Source organism: Flagellimonas alginilytica, from assembly GCF_042134605.1.
Lineage (GTDB): Bacteria > Bacteroidota > Bacteroidia > Flavobacteriales > Flavobacteriaceae > Flagellimonas > Flagellimonas alginolytica.
Window position 1 is genome coordinate 3267502 of record NZ_CP169638.1, and the last position, 19286, is coordinate 3286787.

A 19286-nucleotide genomic window follows, 5' to 3' on the forward strand; every position below is an offset into this window, starting at 1 on the left:
GTGGGTTTTTTTATTCATCAATTGCGGTGGAATTGCCCAGAAAATTATCGAATATTTGAGTAATAAAGGCCAATAGGATAACCAACAAGCATCCGAAAGCATTCAACCATAAATAGGACATCCAATCAAAATACCAACCTATAATTACGATCACTTGGGTAACAATGGCAGCAACAAAAACGGCATTTCCTTTCACATATTTAAAGAAAAAGGCCAAAAGGAAAATACCCAGGACATTACCGTAAAAAATGGAACCAATAATGTTTACGAGCTGGATCAGGTTATCAAAAAGGTTGGCCACATTGGCAATAATAATTGCAATTATTCCCCAAACAAGAGTGAAAACCTTGGTCGCTTTAACATAGTGTTCCTGAGATTCTTCTTTTTTTATACTCCTTTTATAAAGGTCCAACGCTGTAATGGTACCCAGAGCATTCAATTCGGATGCCGTGGAGGACATTGCTGCGGACAGAATTACGGCCAATAACAGCCCAATAAGACCCATGGGCAGGTTATTCAAGATAAAATGGATGAACACATAATCCTTATCATTCGTCTCTACAGTATCATCAGCTTTTGAAATTAATGTTTTTGCCGTGGCCCGATTTGCTTTTTCCTTTTCATTGATCTTTACGATATCCTGCTTTGCTTGTTCTATCGCATTGTACTCTTTGAGCTCCAGTGCCGCTGAAAACGAATGCTGTGCCATCCGTTTTTCTTTTTCCAATTCCTTGTGGTCGTTCTCCAGTGCTTGGTAGTCGTTGGCGTAATCGGATTGCAATACCGCCTCGGTGGCTGCGGGATTAAAATTAAGGGGAGAGGAATTATATTGATAAAAAACAAAAACCATGGTCCCGACCAAAAGGATGAAAAATTGCATCGGGATTTTAAAAACGCCGTTAAAAATAAGGCCTAACTGACTTTCGCGAACAGATCTGCCCGATAGATAACGTTGTACTTGGCTTTGGTCGGTCCCGAAATAGGCCAGAGCTAAAAAGAATCCGCCAGTGATACCGCTCCAAAATGTATAGCGATTATTGGTATCGAAAGAAAAATCGAGAATATTGAGTTTATTGTTGGCCCCGGCAATTTTTAATGCCTTTCCAAAGGAAAGGTCGGTCGGTAAAGCCCCCATAATAAAGAAAAAGGCAAAGAACATACCCAACATAATAATGAACATCTGCTGTTTTTGGGTTACGCTTACCGCTTTGGTCCCTCCAGAAACTGTGTAGATGATTACCAATATTCCTATAATAACGTTGAGCGTTCGTAAGTCCCACCCCAAAACTGCTGAAAGAATTATGGAAGGGGCAAAAATCGTAATTCCGGCGGCAAGTCCTCGCTGAATTAAGAATAATAATGCCGTAAGTGTCCTGGTTTTAAGGTCAAAACGACCTTCTAACATTTCGTATGCGGTATAGACTTTTAGTTTTTTATAGATGGGAATAAATACCAAGCAAATAAAAATCATGGCCAGGGGCAATCCAAAATAGAATTGAACAAAGCCCATACCATCGTTAAAAGCCTGTCCCGGTGTGGATAAAAAGGTAATGGCACTGGCTTGAGTGGCCATCACGGACAAACCGATGGTCCACCATTTAATATTGTCTCCCCCGCGGACATAGTCGTCCACATTGCTATTGCCACGTGTTTTCCAAACACCGTATGTAACAATGAAAAGCAAGGTACTACCAAGAATTATCCAATCAAGTAATGCCATTCAGGATGTTAATTATTTAGTATCATAATGAGGTAAAAAACCAAGATATAAATGGCATTTAAGAGGATTACAATGCTGTATTCCCTTTTCCATTCGTATTTGGTGTTCATGTTATCCTTTGACATTACTGTCTTTTTTTACTTCATTTTTGCCGATCGAAAGCATGTTGGCAAACAGTTTATATGCTCCGGAAACTCCCACGGGCAATTCCCTGAAGAAGCTAAGTCCTGTGTAAATATAGTGACCTTCTCCGTAAGGTGCCACAATTAAGCTTCCTTGTTTTTCGGTTTCACCTTCATCTTTCATGGATAGAATAGGGGTGAACTCGGCACTCCACTTGCTTGGAAAATATAGACCGCGCTCTTGTACCCATCCTTCAAAATCTTTCGTGGTAATGGCATTGGGAAAATTGACAAGGGAATTTTTTGGGGCCAGTATTTTGACCTCGGCATTCTCGTCGGTAACCCTATCCCGTGAAAGTGTAATATCGTAGGGCGCAATATTTTCAAATTGATTGGACCATCTGCCAGCGGTATTGTATTGCACGATCATGGTTCCGCCTCTTTCCACATAATCGAACAACACCGGCTGTTTAAACTTAAGTGCGCTAATCACATTGTATGCTCGAATGCCTACAACTACGGCATCATACTTGTCCAAATCTCCATTTTGTATTTCATTTGGGTCTACAATATGTACTTGGTATCCGATCTGTTCCAAACTTTCAGGGACCTTATCACCAGCCCCCATAATGTAGGCAATGTGTTCACCAGCTTTTTTTATGTCCATTCGCACTACTTTGGCTGCCGATGGCAAAAGAACCGATTGTTTTGGAATATGGTCGTAAGCGATCTCCACCAATTCCTTGTCAAAAACTTGATCGCCAACGGTAATTTTTGGTTCAATATTACCTTCACTCTCAGAATTTGGGGGAGTAACCTTAAAGGTTAACGGAATTTCCTCACCTCTTTGTTCAATCGTAAATGGTATGGATTTTGGGGAGACCGACCAGCCCGTTGGATGATCTAATGAAATGGTTCCAGAGACATTATTTTTTCCAGCTCTGACCTTTACCTGTACTTCTTTAGTGTCCGAATTTGCAAAAATCAAAACTTTTTCATCGATCTTGGAGGTTACTTCGGGAAGAATGGCAAAAGGCTCGTACAATTCTCCCTTGTCCGGTCTGGAATAGCGGTGTACTATATCTTTTTCGAATATAATTTCACTTCCATCGAACAACAAGCTAAATCTAGCTTTAAAGGCTTTGGGCGTTTCCGGTTTTCCTATCAATTGTTGATTGTTAACCACGTACATGCCAAGCGACCCCTGCTCGTTCAACCAGTACGGACTGGTATACATCATGGAACTGGGGACAGAAAAGTCAATTGAAAAATTTTCCTTTTGATTGTTGGTTAAAACCTTGTTTGGAGCGATCTTGGCGTTTGCACCGATCAACTGGATTTCTTTTAAAGTAATGTTGGCGGACGATCTATTTATGGCTTCCAAATTGATGGTCGCCTGACTTCCAGGGGTGGCTGAAGCATTTTCGGAACTGGCTTCCAGATATAGCCCGGTAGCGGCCAAGATAATATGCTTTAATTCTTTTGATTTTATACTCTTCCAATGCTCATCTTCAATATTTTGAAGCATTTGATAGGCTCTAATGAGTTCGGGTATGTGTTTGGCCGGGTTTTGAAAATCGAAATTTTCTTCGACTTTTTCCAAAATCAGTCCAATGGCTTCACCACCTTTTACACGGGACCAGGTTGTATTGACCCCTTCAAAAAGATCGTTGCCGGTAGCTGCCGGTCCTTTAAGCAATTCCAAATACTCCTCGGACGAACCACGAACCGTTAACGTTCCAAAACCTTGGCATAAGTGTTGGCTTCTGGACATTGCCGAAATTTCATTGTTGGATAGGCCAAGCTCCGGATAATATACGCCAACATCCATTTTAATCATATTGGATTTATCCGCTTTGGCAAACTTTTCCCTACTTCCATATTGCCACCAAGATGTATTATAAAAAATACGTTTGGGTTGCCAAGTATCGGAGTGGTTCAGTTGTTCCGGGTAAGCTTGTGGATTGTTGGCCAGATCAAAAGCTTCCATGCTCAACATTGCGGAGGCCGTGTGGTGGCCATGCGTAGTTCCCGGTGTTCTGTGGTCAAAACGATTTATGATCACGTCCGGTTTAATATTTCGGATTGCCCAAACTACATCGGCCAACACTTTATCGTTGTCCCAAATCTCCAATGTTTCTTTGGGCAGTTTCGAGAATCCAAAATCGTTTGCCCGTGTAAATAGTTGTTCTCCACCATCCACATTTCTTGCCGCCAAAAGTTCCTGGGTACGCAGAACGCCCAATAATTCTCTGAGTTCTGAACCAATCAGGTTTTGTCCACCATCACCACGGGTTAGGGATAGGTATACTGTTTTTGCTTTTTTGTGATTGGATAGGTACGAAATTAAGCTGGTGTTCTCGTCATCGGGGTGGGCCGCAACATAAAGTGCGGTTCCCAAAAAATTCAATTTCTGAACTTCGTGAAACAGTTCGGCAGAGGTAAGTTTTTCTGGTTTTTGAGCAAATCCACTGGTAAACAATACTATTGTTGCTGAAAAAAATATCCAGAAATGTTTCATGATCGTTGGTTTAGCAAGTTGTTCAAATATAGGTAGTTTGTGTACAGACATTCGTTTCTTTACAAGACTTTTAACATAGAAAATGTTCAATGTTATAAACCTAAACTGTCCCTTAAAATTAGATCATTATTGCTATTTTGACCCCAATATGCGGTTTTCAATGTTTTTATTTTTGTGGCAGAAGTGGTCATTACTTTTGCATTTGGACCAAAACCACTTTTAAATTCTTCCGTCCAACTTTCTATGGCATAAGGAAAATCTGAAGTAAAATCAATCTTTAAAGTACGTTCCAATTCAGGGTAATGAATGGTGTAGGTAGAAGTTTCGTGGTCTGATGATAGGTTGGCCATGGCACTGTATGCCTTAACCTTTTTATGGACCAATCGTAAATATTCCAGCGAAGGCACCATGGATATATCGCCCAAGGGAAGATTATTGGGGTTTATGCGGATCTTGGTCCAGATTTCGTTTTCCAAGTTGGTTTTTTCCATTGAAAATGCTTGGTCCGCCTCACTCTCAAAATAAGAATGTGAAGTAAACTCAAATTGATCTCTATTGTTCAATTGAGCGTATACGTGACCGCACCATTCCTGGACCGACAAACTCGTCTTTAATGCATGTAGATTGTCATGGACAGGGTAAAACGTACTGTTCATAATGGAGTATGGATAAATACCGGTTAAAAACTTTTTGGTCGCATTGAGTTTAAGAACCGAAATATTATCGGCACTGGCACGGTCAGCTTTTACTTGTTTATTGGGCAAAAAGGGTTCGGTAACGTAGATCATCACGGCTGTTCCATCTCGTAGCTCTCCATATCGCGCCTGTTCCAACCGGTAGGAAGTGATTTCGGCATTTCCTGCATACCAATACTTTTTAAAATCTTCGGTGAGCGGATTTCTGGGCAGGGGCTTTTCCATTTCGAGCTCTGGTTTTTGCAAAGTCTCCTCGGCAACACTATTTTTTTCTTGACAACTGACAAATAATGCGATTGCAATAATCAAGCGGGCAATTTTTGGTATTATATGAGAAAGTTTCATGGATGCTTTTTTCAAATTTAAGGTTAAAGTCGGTTTATATCAATATACTTAACTTTTTCCAATACAGGGAAAACTGTAATTTTGCAAAAATTTCAGAAGCAAATATTCTTGGTATGCAACAAATTGAGCTGATGGCTCCGGCCGGTAATTTTGAATCTTTGCAAGCCGCTCTGGACAATGGGGCAGATTCGGTATATTTTGGAGTTGAACAATTAAACATGAGGGCAAGGGCCACGATGAACTTTACTTTGGACGACCTGCCCGAGATAGCCAAACGATGTAATGCCAAAGGTGTTAGGACTTACCTTACCTTGAATACCATAATTTACGATCACGATCTATCCATTGTAAAAACTCTTTTAAAAAAAGCCAAAGAGGTTGGTCTCACCGCCATAATTGCTATGGATCAGGCTGTGATATCTTCGGCCAGAGAGTTGGGACTGGAAGTTCATATTTCTACACAGATCAATGTGACCAATATAGAAACGGTAAAGTTTTATGCCATGTTTGCCGATACCATGGTTTTGAGCCGTGAGTTGAGCTTGCGTCAGGTAAAAAAGATAACGGAACAAATTGAGAAGGAGCAGATCAAGGGTCCATCCGGGCGTTTGGTCGAGATTGAAGTATTCGGACACGGAGCTCTTTGCATGGCTGTTTCCGGTAAGTGTTATTTGAGTTTGCACTCCCACAATTCATCGGCAAATAGAGGAGCTTGCAAGCAGAATTGCCGTAAAAAGTATACGGTGATCGATCAAGAAAGTGGTTTTGAGATGGAACTTGACAATGAGTATATAATGTCGCCGAAAGACCTCTGTACCATCGATTTTCTTGATCAAGTGGCAGATGCAGGGGTAAAGGTCTTAAAGATAGAGGGACGTGGACGTGCTCCGGAATATGTGGCCCGTGTAATAAAATGCTATCGCCAGGCGATAGATAGTTTGTACGAGGGAAACTATGATAAGAAAAGAGTGATCGAATGGATGCAAGAGTTGGAAAAAGTCTACAATCGCGGCTTCTGGAGCGGTTATTATTTAGGTCAAAAGCTGGGAGAGTGGAGTAAAATACCCGGTTCCTCTGCCACACAAAAGAAAGTGTACATTGGAAAAGGAGCACATTTCTTTCCAAAAAGCAACATTGGTGAGTTTACTATTGAAGCCTATGATCTTTCTGTTGGAGATACAATTTTGGTTACAGGCCCAACCACTGGTGCCAAGGAAATGAAGGTTACCGAAATGTTGGTGAACGATGCCAGATTATCCACTGCCAAAAAAGGGGACTCCGTAACCATTCCTTTGGAATTTAGGATTCGCCTTTCGGACAAATTGTACAAAATTGTTGAAAACAAGGTGGAAGCCTAATGGTAGTTGTTACGCTTCAGCGAGAAAAATGCATCGGCTGCAACTATTGTGTGGAAATGGCGCCACAGCATTTTGCCATGTCCAAAAAGGATGGTAAATCTGTTTTATTGCATTCACAGAACAAAAAGGGGTTCCATACCATAAAGTCGCACGATGAGGGAATTTTTGATAGCTGTGAACAAGCTTCCAAGGCATGTCCTGTAAAAATCATATCGGTAAAAAGAACCTGATCAAAGTTCCAAAAGGGTAGTGTACACCAAGTGAGTGGGCAATCCTACGACATTGTTATAAGAACCTTGGATTTCAGAAATACCGATCATTCCGATCCACTCCTGAATACCGTAGGCACCTGCTTTATCGTATGGTTGGCATCTCTCTATATAAAAATTGATCTCATCATCGGTCAAATCTTTCAATTTTACTTTGGTAACACAACTGGCCATGGTTTGTTTTTGCGTGGTGGTAAAGCATACCGAGGTAATAACTTCGTGCCAATCCCCGGACATGGTCTTTAACATTTTAAAAGCCTCACCTTGGTTGCTCGCTTTTGCCAACGATGCATTGTTGTGCCAGACCACGGTATCCGAGGTTATCAAAATATCCGAAGGGTTCAATTCATTTTTAAAGGGGGTAGCTTTTAACTTGGCCAAATAAGCGGATATTTCTTCGCCCTGTAGTTCTGGAGGGTAAATTTCTTCCACTGATTTTGGGCGTACCTCAAAATCCAGCCCTAATTCTTCCAAAAACATTTTACGACGGGGAGAACCCGAACCTAGGATTATGTGCCTACCTTTGAGTTTTTCCTTGAGTGGGTTTTTAGTCATTCTTTGCACTAAAATTATCGTTCCAGTCCCCTCGAACTTTCAAGACCTGTTCAATCACGTCCCTTACGCAACCATCTCCTCCGTTTTTATGGGAAACATAATCGGAAATCGCCTTAACTTCTGCAACGGCATTTTGTGGGGATGTCGCCAATGCGACCATTTTCATAGGGGGAATATCCGGCATATCATCGCCCATGTAAAGCACGGTTTTCGGGTCTATATCGTGAATGTCCATATATTCTTCCAAAGGTTCCTGTTTATGGTGTGCCCCCATGTAAAAATCGGTAACACCTAGACCTTTTAAACGCTCCTTTACCCCTTGGTTGGTACCCCCCGTAATTATGCAAACGTTGTAACCTTTGGTAATAGCTGTTTTTAAGGCATAACCGTCTTTAACGCTCATTTTGCGCAATAGTTCACCATCGGTGGTGATCAATACCGTGCCGTCGGTAAAAACACCATCGACATCAAAAACAAAAGTTGTGATACTGCTCAAAAGCTCTTTATAATTCTTCTTCATGTGCTTGTATTATGGCTCTGCTCAATAGTTTGTATAAAGTAATATGTTCTTCATTTTTTAAGAGTTCCAAATGACCTTGCATACTTTGCCGATCGTTTCGGCGTGCGGGCCCAGTCTGTGCTTTTTTGGGTGGCATCGTTTTAATTTTCTCCGCTGTTTCCAAAATCAATGGTTTCAACAAATTAAAAGACAGGCCCTCCTGTAGGCAAATCTCTTCGCCAACCCCATATAGGTAGTTGGTAAAGTTATTTACAAAAACGGCTGCAAGATGCAATTTTTTTCGCTGTTCCGAGTCGATAGGATATACATTTTCAGATATAGATCTGGCCAAAAGCTCCAATACTTTCAGGGATTCGGTATCGCTTGCTTCAATACAAATGGGAATTGTGGAAAAATCTACCACCTTACCTTTGGTAAAGGTTTGTAGGGGATAAAAAACACCTTTTTTTGTGGAGTGAACAACTGCCATGGGCATAGCTCCGGAAGTATGGGCCACCACACCTTTTTTGTTTGCAACAAATTTGGATACTTTGCCTATAACATCGTCCTTAACAGCAATAATGTACACATCGGCATCGACGATTGCCTTAAAATTATCGGTTACTTCAGATTTGTCGGAAAATTGGTGCAACGCTTGGGTATTGCGACCTACAACTTGGACCACATTAACGTTTTTGGCCTTGGTAAAAGCATCGTGTAAGTGTTTTGCCAAGTTGCCGGTTCCCAATAGTACTATCTTGAGCATGATCAAAACTACAAATTTAGGGTTGATGGATAGCAGCAAGAATTAACAAATCTGTATGATTTTTATCAGCTTTCGCATTTAGGAAGTTCTAAAAAGGCCGTATTTTTGCAAGCCGAAAGTAGACCGAATTTCCATGATCGACATTGTTAAGAAAACACTTTTTTCCACGAGACTTATGGCCGTTCTTTTTTTGGTTTTTGCCGCGGCAATGGCCATGGGAACGTTTATAGAGAGCTGGTACAGTACGGACACCGCAAGAATTTATATTTACAACGCCACTTGGTTCGAGGCCATAATGGTCTTTTTTGTAATCAACTTTTTCGGGAATATTTACCGATATCGCTTGTTGCAATGGAAAAAATGGCCGGTACTTTTGCTTCACCTTTCTTGGATCTTGATCATTGTGGGGGCATTTGTAACCCGATATATCAGTTACGAAGGCATGATGCCCATTCGTGAAGGCGCCACGGAAAAGGTTTTTTATTCGGACAAAACTTATTTGACCGCTTTTATAGATGGTGATATCAACGGGGAAACCAAACGAAGGGTTTTAGAGGATGCCATTTTGGTTACTCCAGAAGGCAGACGGTCGAGTTTACCGTGGAAATCGGATTTTAATGGACAGCCCTTTACCATAAGTTATGTGGATTTTATAAAAGGAGCGGAACGTGGATTGATTCCTGATGAAAATGGCACCGAGTTTTTGCAGATTGTTGAGGCGGGCAATGGCCAAAGGCATGAACACTATTTGGAAAATGGGAAAATTGCCAGTTTGCACAATATTCTTTTTGCCCTAAACAACGAAACGGAAGGGGCCATCAATATTTTTTATGATGAAGAAAATGGCTTTCGTATAAAATCTCCTTTTGAGGGTGATTTTATGAGGATGGCCGACCAATACCAAGGTGAATTGCTGGCAGATAGCATACAACCTTTGCAATTACGGTCGCTATACACTGTGGGAGGCATGCAGTTCGTTGTCCCCGAACCTATTACCAAAGGTAGTTATGGCATTGTAAAAGTTCCGGACGAAGAGATTACCGCCGTAACCCAAGATGCGCTTATTGTCTCCGTTTCTACAAATGGAGAAAGTAAGGAAATCAAGCTATTGGGAAGCAAGGGAAATTCCAATTTTTCCGATAAGTTCAATGTTGGAGGTCTCGATTTTACATTAAGTTATGGCTCCAAAGTGTACGAGCTTCCGTTCTCTGTTCAATTGAACGATTTTATCGCCGAGAAATACCCTGGGACCGAAACAGGATATGCTTCTTTTATGAGCAAAGTAACCGTTCACGACGAAAGACCTTTTGATTATGATATTTATATGAACCATATTTTAGATCATAAAGGATATCGGTTTTTTCAATCCAGTTTTGACCCCGATGAAAAGGGAACGGTACTTTCCGTTAACCACGATTGGTGGGGGACCTGGATTACCTATATCGGGTACTTTCTTCTCTATATTGGACTAATGGGTATTATGTTCTACGGAAAAACACGATTTAGGGACCTACAGGCAATGCTCGAAAAAATAAAGGCCAAAAAAGCCGCCTTGACCACAATTACGCTCTTTTTTGCTTTTGTTTCCATAAACGCACAAGAAACGTCACATGAGCACCAAGGGCTGCCCACAAAAGCTCAAATCGACTCAGTTATCCAAGCTACGACTGTTGCCAGGGAACATGCGGAAAAATTTGGCGCATTGGTCATACAGGACGAGGGAGGACGAATGAAACCCGTACACACCTTTGCTTCTGAATTATTGCGAAAGCTAAGTGGGGAAAACAAATACAAAGACCTTACGCCAGGTCAAGTTTTCCTTTCCATGATGCTCAATCCGGGTGTTTGGTATACCGTGGATTTTATTGAAGTGGGAAAATGGCAAAACGATAGTATTAGAAAAGTAATAGGAGTTCCGGAAGGCACAGAATTTGTAAAAGCAACCGATTTTTTTGATGCCAAAGGGGCGTACAAACTAAGGCCGTATCTGGAAAAAGCAACATCCACCAATAATCCATCCAATTTTGAGAAGGACATTAAAAAAGTAGGGGAGCGATTAAGCTTGTTGGATATTGCGCTGAGTGGACAGATCGTGAAGATTTTTCCTTTGTTGAACGATGAGAACAACAAATGGATCTCTGCTGTGGAATACCGTTCTGGTCAATATCAAATGCAAGATTCGTTATATGCCAATTTTGTGAACAATGCAATGCCTTACTATTTAAACTCCTTGCAACAATCCATTGCGACTGGGGATTATTCCCAGCCCGATAGACTGTTGGACGCCTTTAAACAAAATCAGGTAAACCATGGAGCAGAAATATTGCCATCGGACAACAAAATAAAAGCCGAGATCATATACAACAAACTGGATTTGTTCAACCGATTGTACAAGTACTACGCTATGGTCGGTGTGCTGTTGTTTTTTGTTCTGATTGCCAAAATTTTTAAGGAGCGTAAATTTTTGGACGCCTTTGCCTACCTGTTGAAGGGAACCATTGTTTTATTTTTTATTTGGCATACCGTTGGGTTGATAATGCGATGGTATATTTCGGGGCATGCACCTTGGAGCGATGCTTATGAAAGTATATTGTACGTAGGTTGGGCAACTATGGGCATTGGACTGGCCCTTGGCCGAAAAAGTGAGCTCACCATTGCGGCAAGCGCCTTTGTAACTTCCATGTTATTGTGGATAGCCCACCAAAGTTGGGTAGATCCGGCCATAGGTAATTTGGTTCCCGTATTGGACAGCTATTGGTTAATGATCCATGTTGCTGTTATTGTAGGTAGTTACGGACCGTTGACGGTAGGTATGATCTTGGGTGTAGTTGCGTTGTTATTGATCATACTCACCACGGAAAAGAACAAAAAACGTATGGACCTGAATATTAAGGAGCTCACCGTGATCAACGAACTGGCATTAACGGCAGGTTTGGTAATGCTGACCATTGGCAACTTTTTAGGAGGACAATGGGCCAACGAGAGTTGGGGCCGTTATTGGGGCTGGGACCCTAAAGAAACCTGGGCCCTTATCTCCATTATGGTGTATGCCTTTGTTTTGCACATGCGGCTGGTTCCGGGACTACGTGGCAAATGGATATACAATTTTGCGAGCATTGTGGCTTTTGCCAGTATTATGATGACCTATTTTGGCGTAAATTTCTACTTGGTCGGACTGCATAGTTACGCCAGTGGGGACCAAGTAATAACCCCAAGCTTTGTATGGTATACAGTACTCGGGGTCTTTATTTTAGGAGGAATTAGTTTTTGGAGGCACAAAGTACATTATGCCAAAAAGTAGGCTATTGTTCCATTAATAACTTCATTATTTCTTCTGCGGCCACCTTGCCCTTTTCCTTTAGGAAAGGTCTAGAGGTATTATCGCCCAGTTCAAAAACTATGGATGGCATATTGTGGTGCACATAAAAGTATTTGCTGGACACCATGGTCGGGTCAATTTCATCGGAAGCACTTACATTGGTTTTCTTTTGTGGTAATCTATCTCCGATCCTTTCGATCCAATCAAAGATTATTTTGCCTTTTTTACCGGTAACCGTTGTATCAATGGGATAATAAATGTCGTCCCAAGTGGAATGGAAGTCTGCGCCAAAGACAAAATCATATTCTTTGTCTTTATCCACAAGAAAATTGCGGACATTCCGAGTTTCGGGTTGATTAAAATTTTGCCAATCCCTATTAAGGTCGATTCCGCCCATGTTGTGCCGCCAATGACCGTTATCTGCTCCATCAGGATTCATTAATGGCACAACAAAAATGGTATGTTCCTTTCTAAAATTTTTAGCCAGTTCAGAATCATTGGAGATGGTTTCTATAAAGGATTTCATGGCCAAAAATCCAGTAACCTCTGGTGGATGTTGCCTCGATATGATCATTAATGCTTTTTTAGTGGCAGTATTTTCGTTGATTTCCATTAAATGCATGGTTCTTTTCTCCTTGGAAAGCCCAATGGGATAATTGTCAATGAAGCTCTTTTGGCTCAACGAATCCACCCATTCCTTCACTACGTCAGATGTATATAGCTCCTGAGCGGTCACCCAAGTAGGTTTTTCGTTGACACTAATGGTAAGCTCGGCGGATTCTGGTGCGGCTTTAATGCCAAACTCGCCTTCACCCGGATTAATTGCTTTAAAACGGGTACTGTCCAAAGGCTTAAAGTTTTTACCATCAGTACTTATTTTAGGGTAATACCTGCTTCGGGAATCTTGGTAATTGATTTGTACGGTAATCTCCTTCGCCTCTTTGGACCAAACCTGAAAGGCGTACCAGGGACTCACATTAATGGGGGTATTTTCTGCTGTTATCCAAACGGTATAGTGATCATTGCCATCGTAGGCAACGCCGTTCAGTCGGGCACCATCGAACTTATTAGAGAAAAAAGTAGTACTGTCGTTAAAGGCCCAAACGCCTTTCCATTGTTTTTGGATGGGTTTGTCCACCGTAGGTACAACTGGACTTTTTCCTTGCCCTTGATAACCCGTTTTTTCTTTACTTTCTATAGTTTCTGGACCTTTTTTACAGGAGGATAGAAGTACCAAGGACGATAATATTCCAATGGTAATCAAAAGTTTAATTCGCATGGTTTTCAGAATTTTTGAATTGGTTGGTTACTAAAATACTACAACTGATTTTCCGATAAATATAAAATAGATATAATTGTATCCATTTTTTTCGCATCTTTGCGCCATCATGAAGTTATAAGAATTATGTACGCGATAGATGCCAACGTTGGGGAAACCCGATTTAAGTAACCGAAAACTTCTCGGTAACTAGGCATTGCACTTCTTTTTTTACACATAATTCTATTTATAATGACAAATCAACATACAAATTCATTTAAAAAATTTATTCGGTATTTCTGGATAGCTATTTCTGGGAAAGAGACTGAGTTTACCACAGGAAGCATCCGTAAAGCCATTTTTATGTTATCCATTCCCATGATCTTGGAAATGCTCATGGAATCCATTTTTGCTTTGGTGGATATTGCCTACGTATCTCAAGTAAGTGTAAATGCAGTTGCGACTATCGGGTTAACGGAATCCGTAATTACTTTGGTGTATGCCTTGGCCATTGGGTTAAGTATGGCAGCCACTGCCGTAGTTGCCCGTAGAATAGGCGAAAAGGATGTGGATGGAGCTCGAATTGCCGCAGTGCAGGCCATAGGATTGGGTGTTTTAATTTCTGTGGTAATTGGGATTTTCGGAATAGTTTATGCCAAAGAAATCCTTGGATTAATGGGAGGAGAGCCCGACTTAATAGAAGAAGGTTACGGTTATACCCAATTTTTGATAGGAGGGAATATCACCGTGGTCCTACTGTTCTTGATCAATGCCATATTTAGGGGTGCAGGAAATGCATCCATTGCCATGTGGGCCTTGGTACTCTCCAATGGGCTCAATATAATTTTGGACCCCATGTTCATTTTTGGATTTGGTCCAATACCGGAAATGGGAGTTAAAGGGGCCGCGGTCGCCACTAATATCGGTCGTGGAACAGCGGTACTGTTCCAATTGGGAATTTTGTTCTTTGGATGGGGCAAAATCAAATTGGCGGCCAAGGATTTGGTGGTCAACCTTAAGGTTATGGCAAATCTGGTAAAGGTTTCCTTAGGTGGGATTGCACAGTTTTTGATCGGTACCTCCAGTTGGATTTTCTTAATGCGGATCATGTCCGAATTTGGAAGCGAAGTGTTGGCAGGTTACACTATTGCCATTAGGGTAATGATGTTTTCCTTGATGCCCTCTTGGGGCATGAGCAACGCTGCAGCAACTTTGGTCGGCCAGAATCTAGGTGCCAAACAACCCGATAGGGCAGAAAGATCTGTTTGGAAAACAGGAAAATACAATGCTTGGTTCATGGGCTTGGTTTCCTTGGTTTACCTCATTTTTGCAAAGACCATAATCTCATGGTTCAATTCAACACCGGAAGTTGTTGGGAGCGGTGCGCTCTGTCTTCAGATTATTGCGGTGGGCTATATTTTCTACGCCTATGGAATGGTTATGACCCAGGCTTTTAACGGGGCAGGGGACACCAGGACCCCTACAAAGATCAACTTGCTTTCCTTTTGGTTCTTCCAATTGCCATTGGCCTATATCTCGGCACTGGTTTTAGGTTGGGGCGCAACAGGTGTTTTTGTGGCCATTACCGCAGCGGAAATTTTATTGGCAGTTTTGGCCATGGTCTGGTTCAAAAAAGGAAACTGGAAGAAGGTGCAAGTATAATGGGTTTCGTATCTTTAGCATAAAGAAAATCCAATATGAATAGTGATAAAAAAGGTCTGAACACCATCTGTACCCATGTTGGGGAATTGGAGGATAAAGCGTTCAAGGGAGCCGTTTCGCCATTGTATATGAGTACCTCGTATCAGTTTGATGATGTGGAGGTAAAACGTTATCCACGATATTTTAATACCCCCAATCAGGAAGCTTTGTGCAAAAAATTGGCAGCCTTGGAACATACCGAGGCCGCTTTGATCTTTGGCAGTGGTATGGCGGCCATCAGCACAGCCTTAATGACTTTTCTTCAGGCCGGTGATCATGTTGTACTGCAACAAACCATTTATGGGGGCACCTATCATTTTGCGGTGAGCCAGTTTGAACGGTTTGGTATAGAATATTCGTTTACCAATGGGTGGGAAGTGGATGATTTTGAAAAGGAAATAAAACCCAACACTAAAGTGTTGTATTTGGAGACACCATCCAATCCGTTATTGACCATTACCGATATAAAAGGAGTAGCGGATTTGGCAAAAAAGAAAGGAATCCTTTCTATGATCGACAATACTTTTGCAAGTCCGGTAAATCAAACCCCGACAGATTTTGGAATCGATGTGGTGGTGCACAGCGCAACAAAATATATGGGCGGACACTCGGATATTTGTGCAGGAGTAGTAGCTGCATCACAAGAGAGTATGGGCAAAGTGTTCCAAACAGGAATTTGTTTTGGTGGCAGTTTAAGCGATTACACCGTTTGGCTGTTGGAGCGAAGTCTAAAAACTATGGCCATTCGTGTTAGGGCCCAGAACGAAAATGCGATGAAAATGGCGGAGTATTTGGAGAGCAACCAAGATGTGGACAATGTATATTACCCGGGGTTAAAAAATCATCCGGGACACGCATTGGCCAAATCACAAATGAAAGGCTTTGGGGGCATGTTGTCCTTTGAGCTGAATCCAGAAATTGATGCGTCTTTATTTTTTAAAGAACTACAATTGATAAAACCTTCCATGAGCTTAGCTGGGATTGAAAGCACCATGCTCTCGCCAACACAGACCTCCCATGCGCTAATGAGTCCTGAGGATAGGGCCAAGCAGGGAATAAAGGATTCTCTGATCCGTTTTTCGTTGGGTATTGAAGAAATAGAAGATTTGGTCGAGGATATAGAACAGGCAATAGCCAAGGTAAAATCCATGACCGTTACGGTTTAAGAATATATATGAAATTAGACATTTTAGTGTTTGGTGCCCATCCTGATGATGCCGAACTAGGGGCAGGGGCCACCATTGCAAAGGAAATTTCCAAAGGTAAAAAAGTAGGTATAGTAGATTTGACCCGTGGTGAATTGGGAACACGGGGCTCTGCCGAAATAAGGGACCAAGAAGCGGCTAGGGCTGCAAAAATTTTAGGTGTTGCCGTTCGGGAAAATATGGAGTTTGCCGATGGTTTTTTTGTTAACGACAAAGAGCATAAACTGGAGCTCATTAAAATTATTCGTAAGTATAGACCAGAAATTGTATTATGCAATGCCGTTGATGACAGACATATAGATCATGCGCGCGGCAGTAAATTGGTAAGTGACGCTTGCTTTTTGAGTGGTTTAATGAAAATTGACACTAAAATGGACGGGGATGACGAACGGCAAGAAGCATGGAGACCGAAATTGGTTTACCATTACATCCAATGGAAAAATTTGGAACCCGACTTTGTTGTGGATGTAAGCGGTTTTATTGATAAAAAAACCGAGGCCATAATGGCGTACAGCTCTCAATTTTACGATCCCAATAGCGATGAGCCCGAAACTCCCATCAGTAGTAAAAATTTTACGGACAGTGTTAATTACAGGGCAAGAGACCTAGGTAGAATAATAGGGGTGGAGCATGCCGAAGGGTTTACAGTGGAACGTTTTGTAGGGGTGGACAGTTTGTGCGATTTGATTTGATCAAGATGCATTTTGGTATCTTTTCAATGCTTTTGGTACGGTAAAATAGAAGGTCGTCCCCTTACGTGGCGTACTTTCTACCCAGATTTCGCCATTATTTTTGTGGACCATTTCTTTACATAGCGATAAACCTAAACCGGTACCTTTTTCGTTGTTGGTTCCGTAAGTAGTGATGTTGGAGGAGTCCTTGAATATGGATTCCTGCATTTCTTGGGTCATACCAACACCAGTATCCCTGACCGATATCTGCCACATGCCCGCCTTTTCCTCGGCACCTACGGTAATAAGACCATTCTCGGGCGTAAATTTTATGGCATTGCTCAAAAGGTTCCGGATAACAATATCTATTTGGTGGTTGTCCGCCCAAATACGGGGATTATCCGGCAGTTGATTTATTATTTTAACGGACTTGTTGTTCGCAATTTCCGACAGTAATTGAATATTGTTGACGACCAATGTGGATAATGATACACGTTTTGGCTTGGTGATCACTCCGTTCAACTGGTTCATGCCCCAAGACAATAGATTGTTCAATGTAAAGGAAATATTGTCCACATCGGACTTTAGTTTTGGAATATAAGATACCAGTTCCTTGGTTGAAATATCCCCATCGGTGAACATTTTTAAGATACTTTGCAATCCTCCAATAGGTCCTCGCAGATCGTGCCCGATGATTGAGAATAGTTTGGTGTTCGTTTTATTGATTTCGTGCAGCTGCGCTTCTCGCTGGGTTACGGCCAAAGATTTTTCCTTGAGCTCCCTGTTCAGTTTTTTCTGGATCTTTTCACTCCTGCGGACCACAAAGGTGATGATACTCAGAATAAGTAAAACAATTACTGAAAAATAAATATAGTTCCGTTGTTTGGCCAATGCGGCTTGGTTGGCCTCGATCAATTCCTTTTTCTCCTGTTGATATTCCAATTTGGTTTCGAGCAAGGACAAGCTCTGTTTGTTTTTGTCCATAAACAGGGAATCGGACAGGGTTTTAAAAGTTTCGAGATAGGCCAGTGCCTCCTCGTTTTCACCTTTCTTTTTATATATTTTGTACAAAGTCTCAGAACAATCGATCTGCCCTTGTAGCGATTTTATTTTTTGGGATATTGCGAGACCTTTTTTTGCATGCACCAAAGATAAACTATCCTTTTCCAAGCCATAATAGACTTTGGCCATACCGTTCATTAATTGGATCTTTATCCTATTGTCCTCAATCTCGTCTTTAAAGAGCATATTACTTTGATCGTACCAATACAGGGCCCACTTATATTTTTTTTGATCCAGGTAGATATCGCCTTTTACCTCGTAGGCGTAGGCAAGCCAATCGTATATTTTGTATTTTTCGAATGTGTTTATACTGCGGTTGATGTTGAAGATTGCATTTTTATAATCTTTAGCATCTCTGTATAAAGATGCCATATTGCTCTGGGTCTCCGCATCGATAATTTCGTTGCCCACTTTGCGATTTATTTTTTGGACCGTATCGTAGAACATCAGAGCATTTTTAAAATCTTTCTGGTCGGCATAGAGGCCGGCTATGTTTTCATTGAGTACCGAGAGCATTTTAAGGTTGTTGATCTGTTTTGCCAGATCAATGCCTTTCAGATTTAAGTTAAGAGCTTCGGCATAGTTGCCTTCGAAACTATAATTTTGGGCCAGAGTGTTCAATATGGATATTTCACTTTGAACATCCTCCACATCTTTCGAAAGTTGAAGCGCTTCTTTGAACAGCGGCATGGATTTTTTTCTATCCCCTTTATCATAGTAATAGTTTGCCACGGCTTCCAATCCTTTTATGGTGCCATAGTTGTAATTAATTTCACTACTGTATTCCAAGGCTTTTTGGGCCACATCGTAGAGACGTTCGTTGTCGTGGAACCTGTAAACTCTTGCCAAACCTAGGAGTAGATTAATGTGGGTACTATCCTTGGGATTAAATCTGTTGGTAGATTCCAACCGACGTAATCTAAGCTCCATACTGTCTTTTTTGCTGGTTTGTCCTGATAGCGGACCGGAAAAAAGACAAAAGCCCAGTACCACTATACAAAATGATAGTGTTTTAAAGTTGTTGGGTATGAAGTTTTTTTCTGACAACAATAGGTTGAAAATTATTTATGGTAAATCTACCTTTACACTACTTTAATTGGAATTATTTGTTGTGAAACTGCCAAAATTGTGTGTTTGGTCTTAAAAACGTGCACTTCGTCGGTAAATTGTACAGATTTGATATTATGTTAGTTGAATGCGGGATTTTTCTAGGGCAAATC

The 19286-nt window shown here is 41.3% G+C and carries 14 protein-coding genes; 6 read left to right on the forward strand and 8 right to left on the reverse strand.

Annotation, left to right across the window (positions count from 1 at the left end):
* Window positions 1-10: 10 nt before the first annotated feature.
* The 3 genes from ABTP35_RS14625 to ABTP35_RS14635 all read right to left on the reverse strand — a co-directional run bounded on the left by ABTP35_RS14625 (window position 11) and on the right by ABTP35_RS14635 (window position 5403).
* Entirely contained in the window at window positions 11-1720 is a 1710-nt protein-coding gene (locus ABTP35_RS14625) for a sodium:solute symporter (protein WP_293295354.1), read from the reverse strand.
* 111 nt (window positions 1721-1831) lie between these two features.
* Complete coding sequence (locus tag ABTP35_RS14630) at window positions 1832-4363, reverse strand: PIG-L family deacetylase (RefSeq protein WP_375334282.1); 2532 nt, start codon at window positions 4361-4363, stop codon at window positions 1832-1834.
* A gap of 92 nt (window positions 4364-4455) precedes the next feature.
* Window positions 4456-5403, reverse strand: a complete 948-nt coding sequence (locus ABTP35_RS14635) for a septum formation inhibitor Maf (RefSeq protein ID WP_293295352.1) — start codon at window positions 5401-5403, stop codon at window positions 4456-4458.
* A 113-nt stretch (window positions 5404-5516) separates the two neighbouring features.
* On the opposite strand from ABTP35_RS14635, the gene ABTP35_RS14640 reads away from it, so the two are divergent.
* Both ABTP35_RS14640 and ABTP35_RS14645 read left to right on the forward strand, forming a co-directional pair.
* Window positions 5517-6761: a peptidase U32 family protein gene (locus ABTP35_RS14640; protein ID WP_293295351.1), complete on the forward strand. Its 1245-nt coding sequence runs from the start codon at window positions 5517-5519 to the stop codon at window positions 6759-6761.
* On the forward strand, window positions 6761-6991 hold the full coding sequence (locus tag ABTP35_RS14645) for a ferredoxin (RefSeq protein ID WP_224837254.1): 231 nt from the start codon (window positions 6761-6763) through the stop codon (window positions 6989-6991). Before ABTP35_RS14640 ends, ABTP35_RS14645 begins: the two co-directional genes overlap by 1 nt.
* Here ABTP35_RS14645 and ABTP35_RS14650 read toward each other — a convergent pair whose 3' ends face one another.
* From ABTP35_RS14650 to ABTP35_RS14660, 3 genes are read right to left on the reverse strand one after another with little or no spacing between them, the layout of a single operon-like run.
* Window positions 6992-7585 carry a Maf family nucleotide pyrophosphatase gene (locus ABTP35_RS14650; RefSeq protein ID WP_224837255.1) on the reverse strand — a complete coding sequence of 198 codons (594 nt, stop codon included), beginning with the start codon at window positions 7583-7585 and terminating at the stop codon, window positions 6992-6994.
* Entirely contained in the window at window positions 7578-8105 is a 528-nt protein-coding gene (locus ABTP35_RS14655; RefSeq protein WP_293295350.1) for an HAD hydrolase family protein, read from the reverse strand. The genes ABTP35_RS14650 and ABTP35_RS14655 overlap by 8 nt, the downstream gene beginning before the upstream one ends.
* Entirely contained in the window at window positions 8089-8850 is a 762-nt protein-coding gene (locus tag ABTP35_RS14660) for a DUF2520 domain-containing protein (protein ID WP_293295349.1), read from the reverse strand. The genes ABTP35_RS14655 and ABTP35_RS14660 overlap by 17 nt, the downstream gene beginning before the upstream one ends.
* A 133-nt stretch (window positions 8851-8983) precedes the next feature.
* Here ABTP35_RS14660 and ccsA point away from each other — a divergent pair, with 133 nt between their 5' ends.
* A complete protein-coding gene (gene ccsA, locus ABTP35_RS14665; protein WP_293295348.1) occupies window positions 8984-12151 on the forward strand; it encodes a cytochrome c biogenesis protein CcsA in 3168 nt (1055 codons plus the stop codon).
* 1 nt (window position 12152) lies between these two features.
* Here ccsA and ABTP35_RS14670 read toward each other — a convergent pair whose 3' ends face one another.
* On the reverse strand, window positions 12153-13448 hold the full coding sequence (locus ABTP35_RS14670) for a M14 family metallopeptidase (RefSeq protein WP_293295347.1): 1296 nt from the start codon (window positions 13446-13448) through the stop codon (window positions 12153-12155).
* 231 nt (window positions 13449-13679) lie between these two features.
* On the opposite strand from ABTP35_RS14670, the gene ABTP35_RS14675 reads away from it, so the two are divergent.
* From ABTP35_RS14675 to bshB1, 3 genes are read left to right on the forward strand one after another with little or no spacing between them, the layout of a single operon-like run.
* The gene (locus ABTP35_RS14675; protein ID WP_224837260.1) at window positions 13680-15089 is read left to right on the forward strand and encodes an MATE family efflux transporter; all 1410 of its coding nucleotides are present in this window, start codon (window positions 13680-13682) and stop codon (window positions 15087-15089) included.
* Window positions 15090-15124: 35 nt separating this feature from the next.
* Window positions 15125-16294 carry a PLP-dependent aspartate aminotransferase family protein gene (locus ABTP35_RS14680; RefSeq protein WP_293295346.1) on the forward strand — a complete coding sequence of 390 codons (1170 nt, stop codon included), beginning with the start codon at window positions 15125-15127 and terminating at the stop codon, window positions 16292-16294.
* 8 nt (window positions 16295-16302) lie between these two features.
* Entirely contained in the window at window positions 16303-17025 is a 723-nt protein-coding gene (gene bshB1 / locus ABTP35_RS14685) for a bacillithiol biosynthesis deacetylase BshB1 (RefSeq protein ID WP_293295345.1), read from the forward strand.
* Here the strand turns inward: bshB1 and ABTP35_RS14690 are convergent, their stop codons facing one another.
* The gene (locus tag ABTP35_RS14690) at window positions 17026-18996 is read right to left on the reverse strand and encodes an ATP-binding protein (RefSeq protein ID WP_252079632.1); all 1971 of its coding nucleotides are present in this window, start codon (window positions 18994-18996) and stop codon (window positions 17026-17028) included.
* Window positions 18997-19286: the final 290 nt, after the last annotated feature.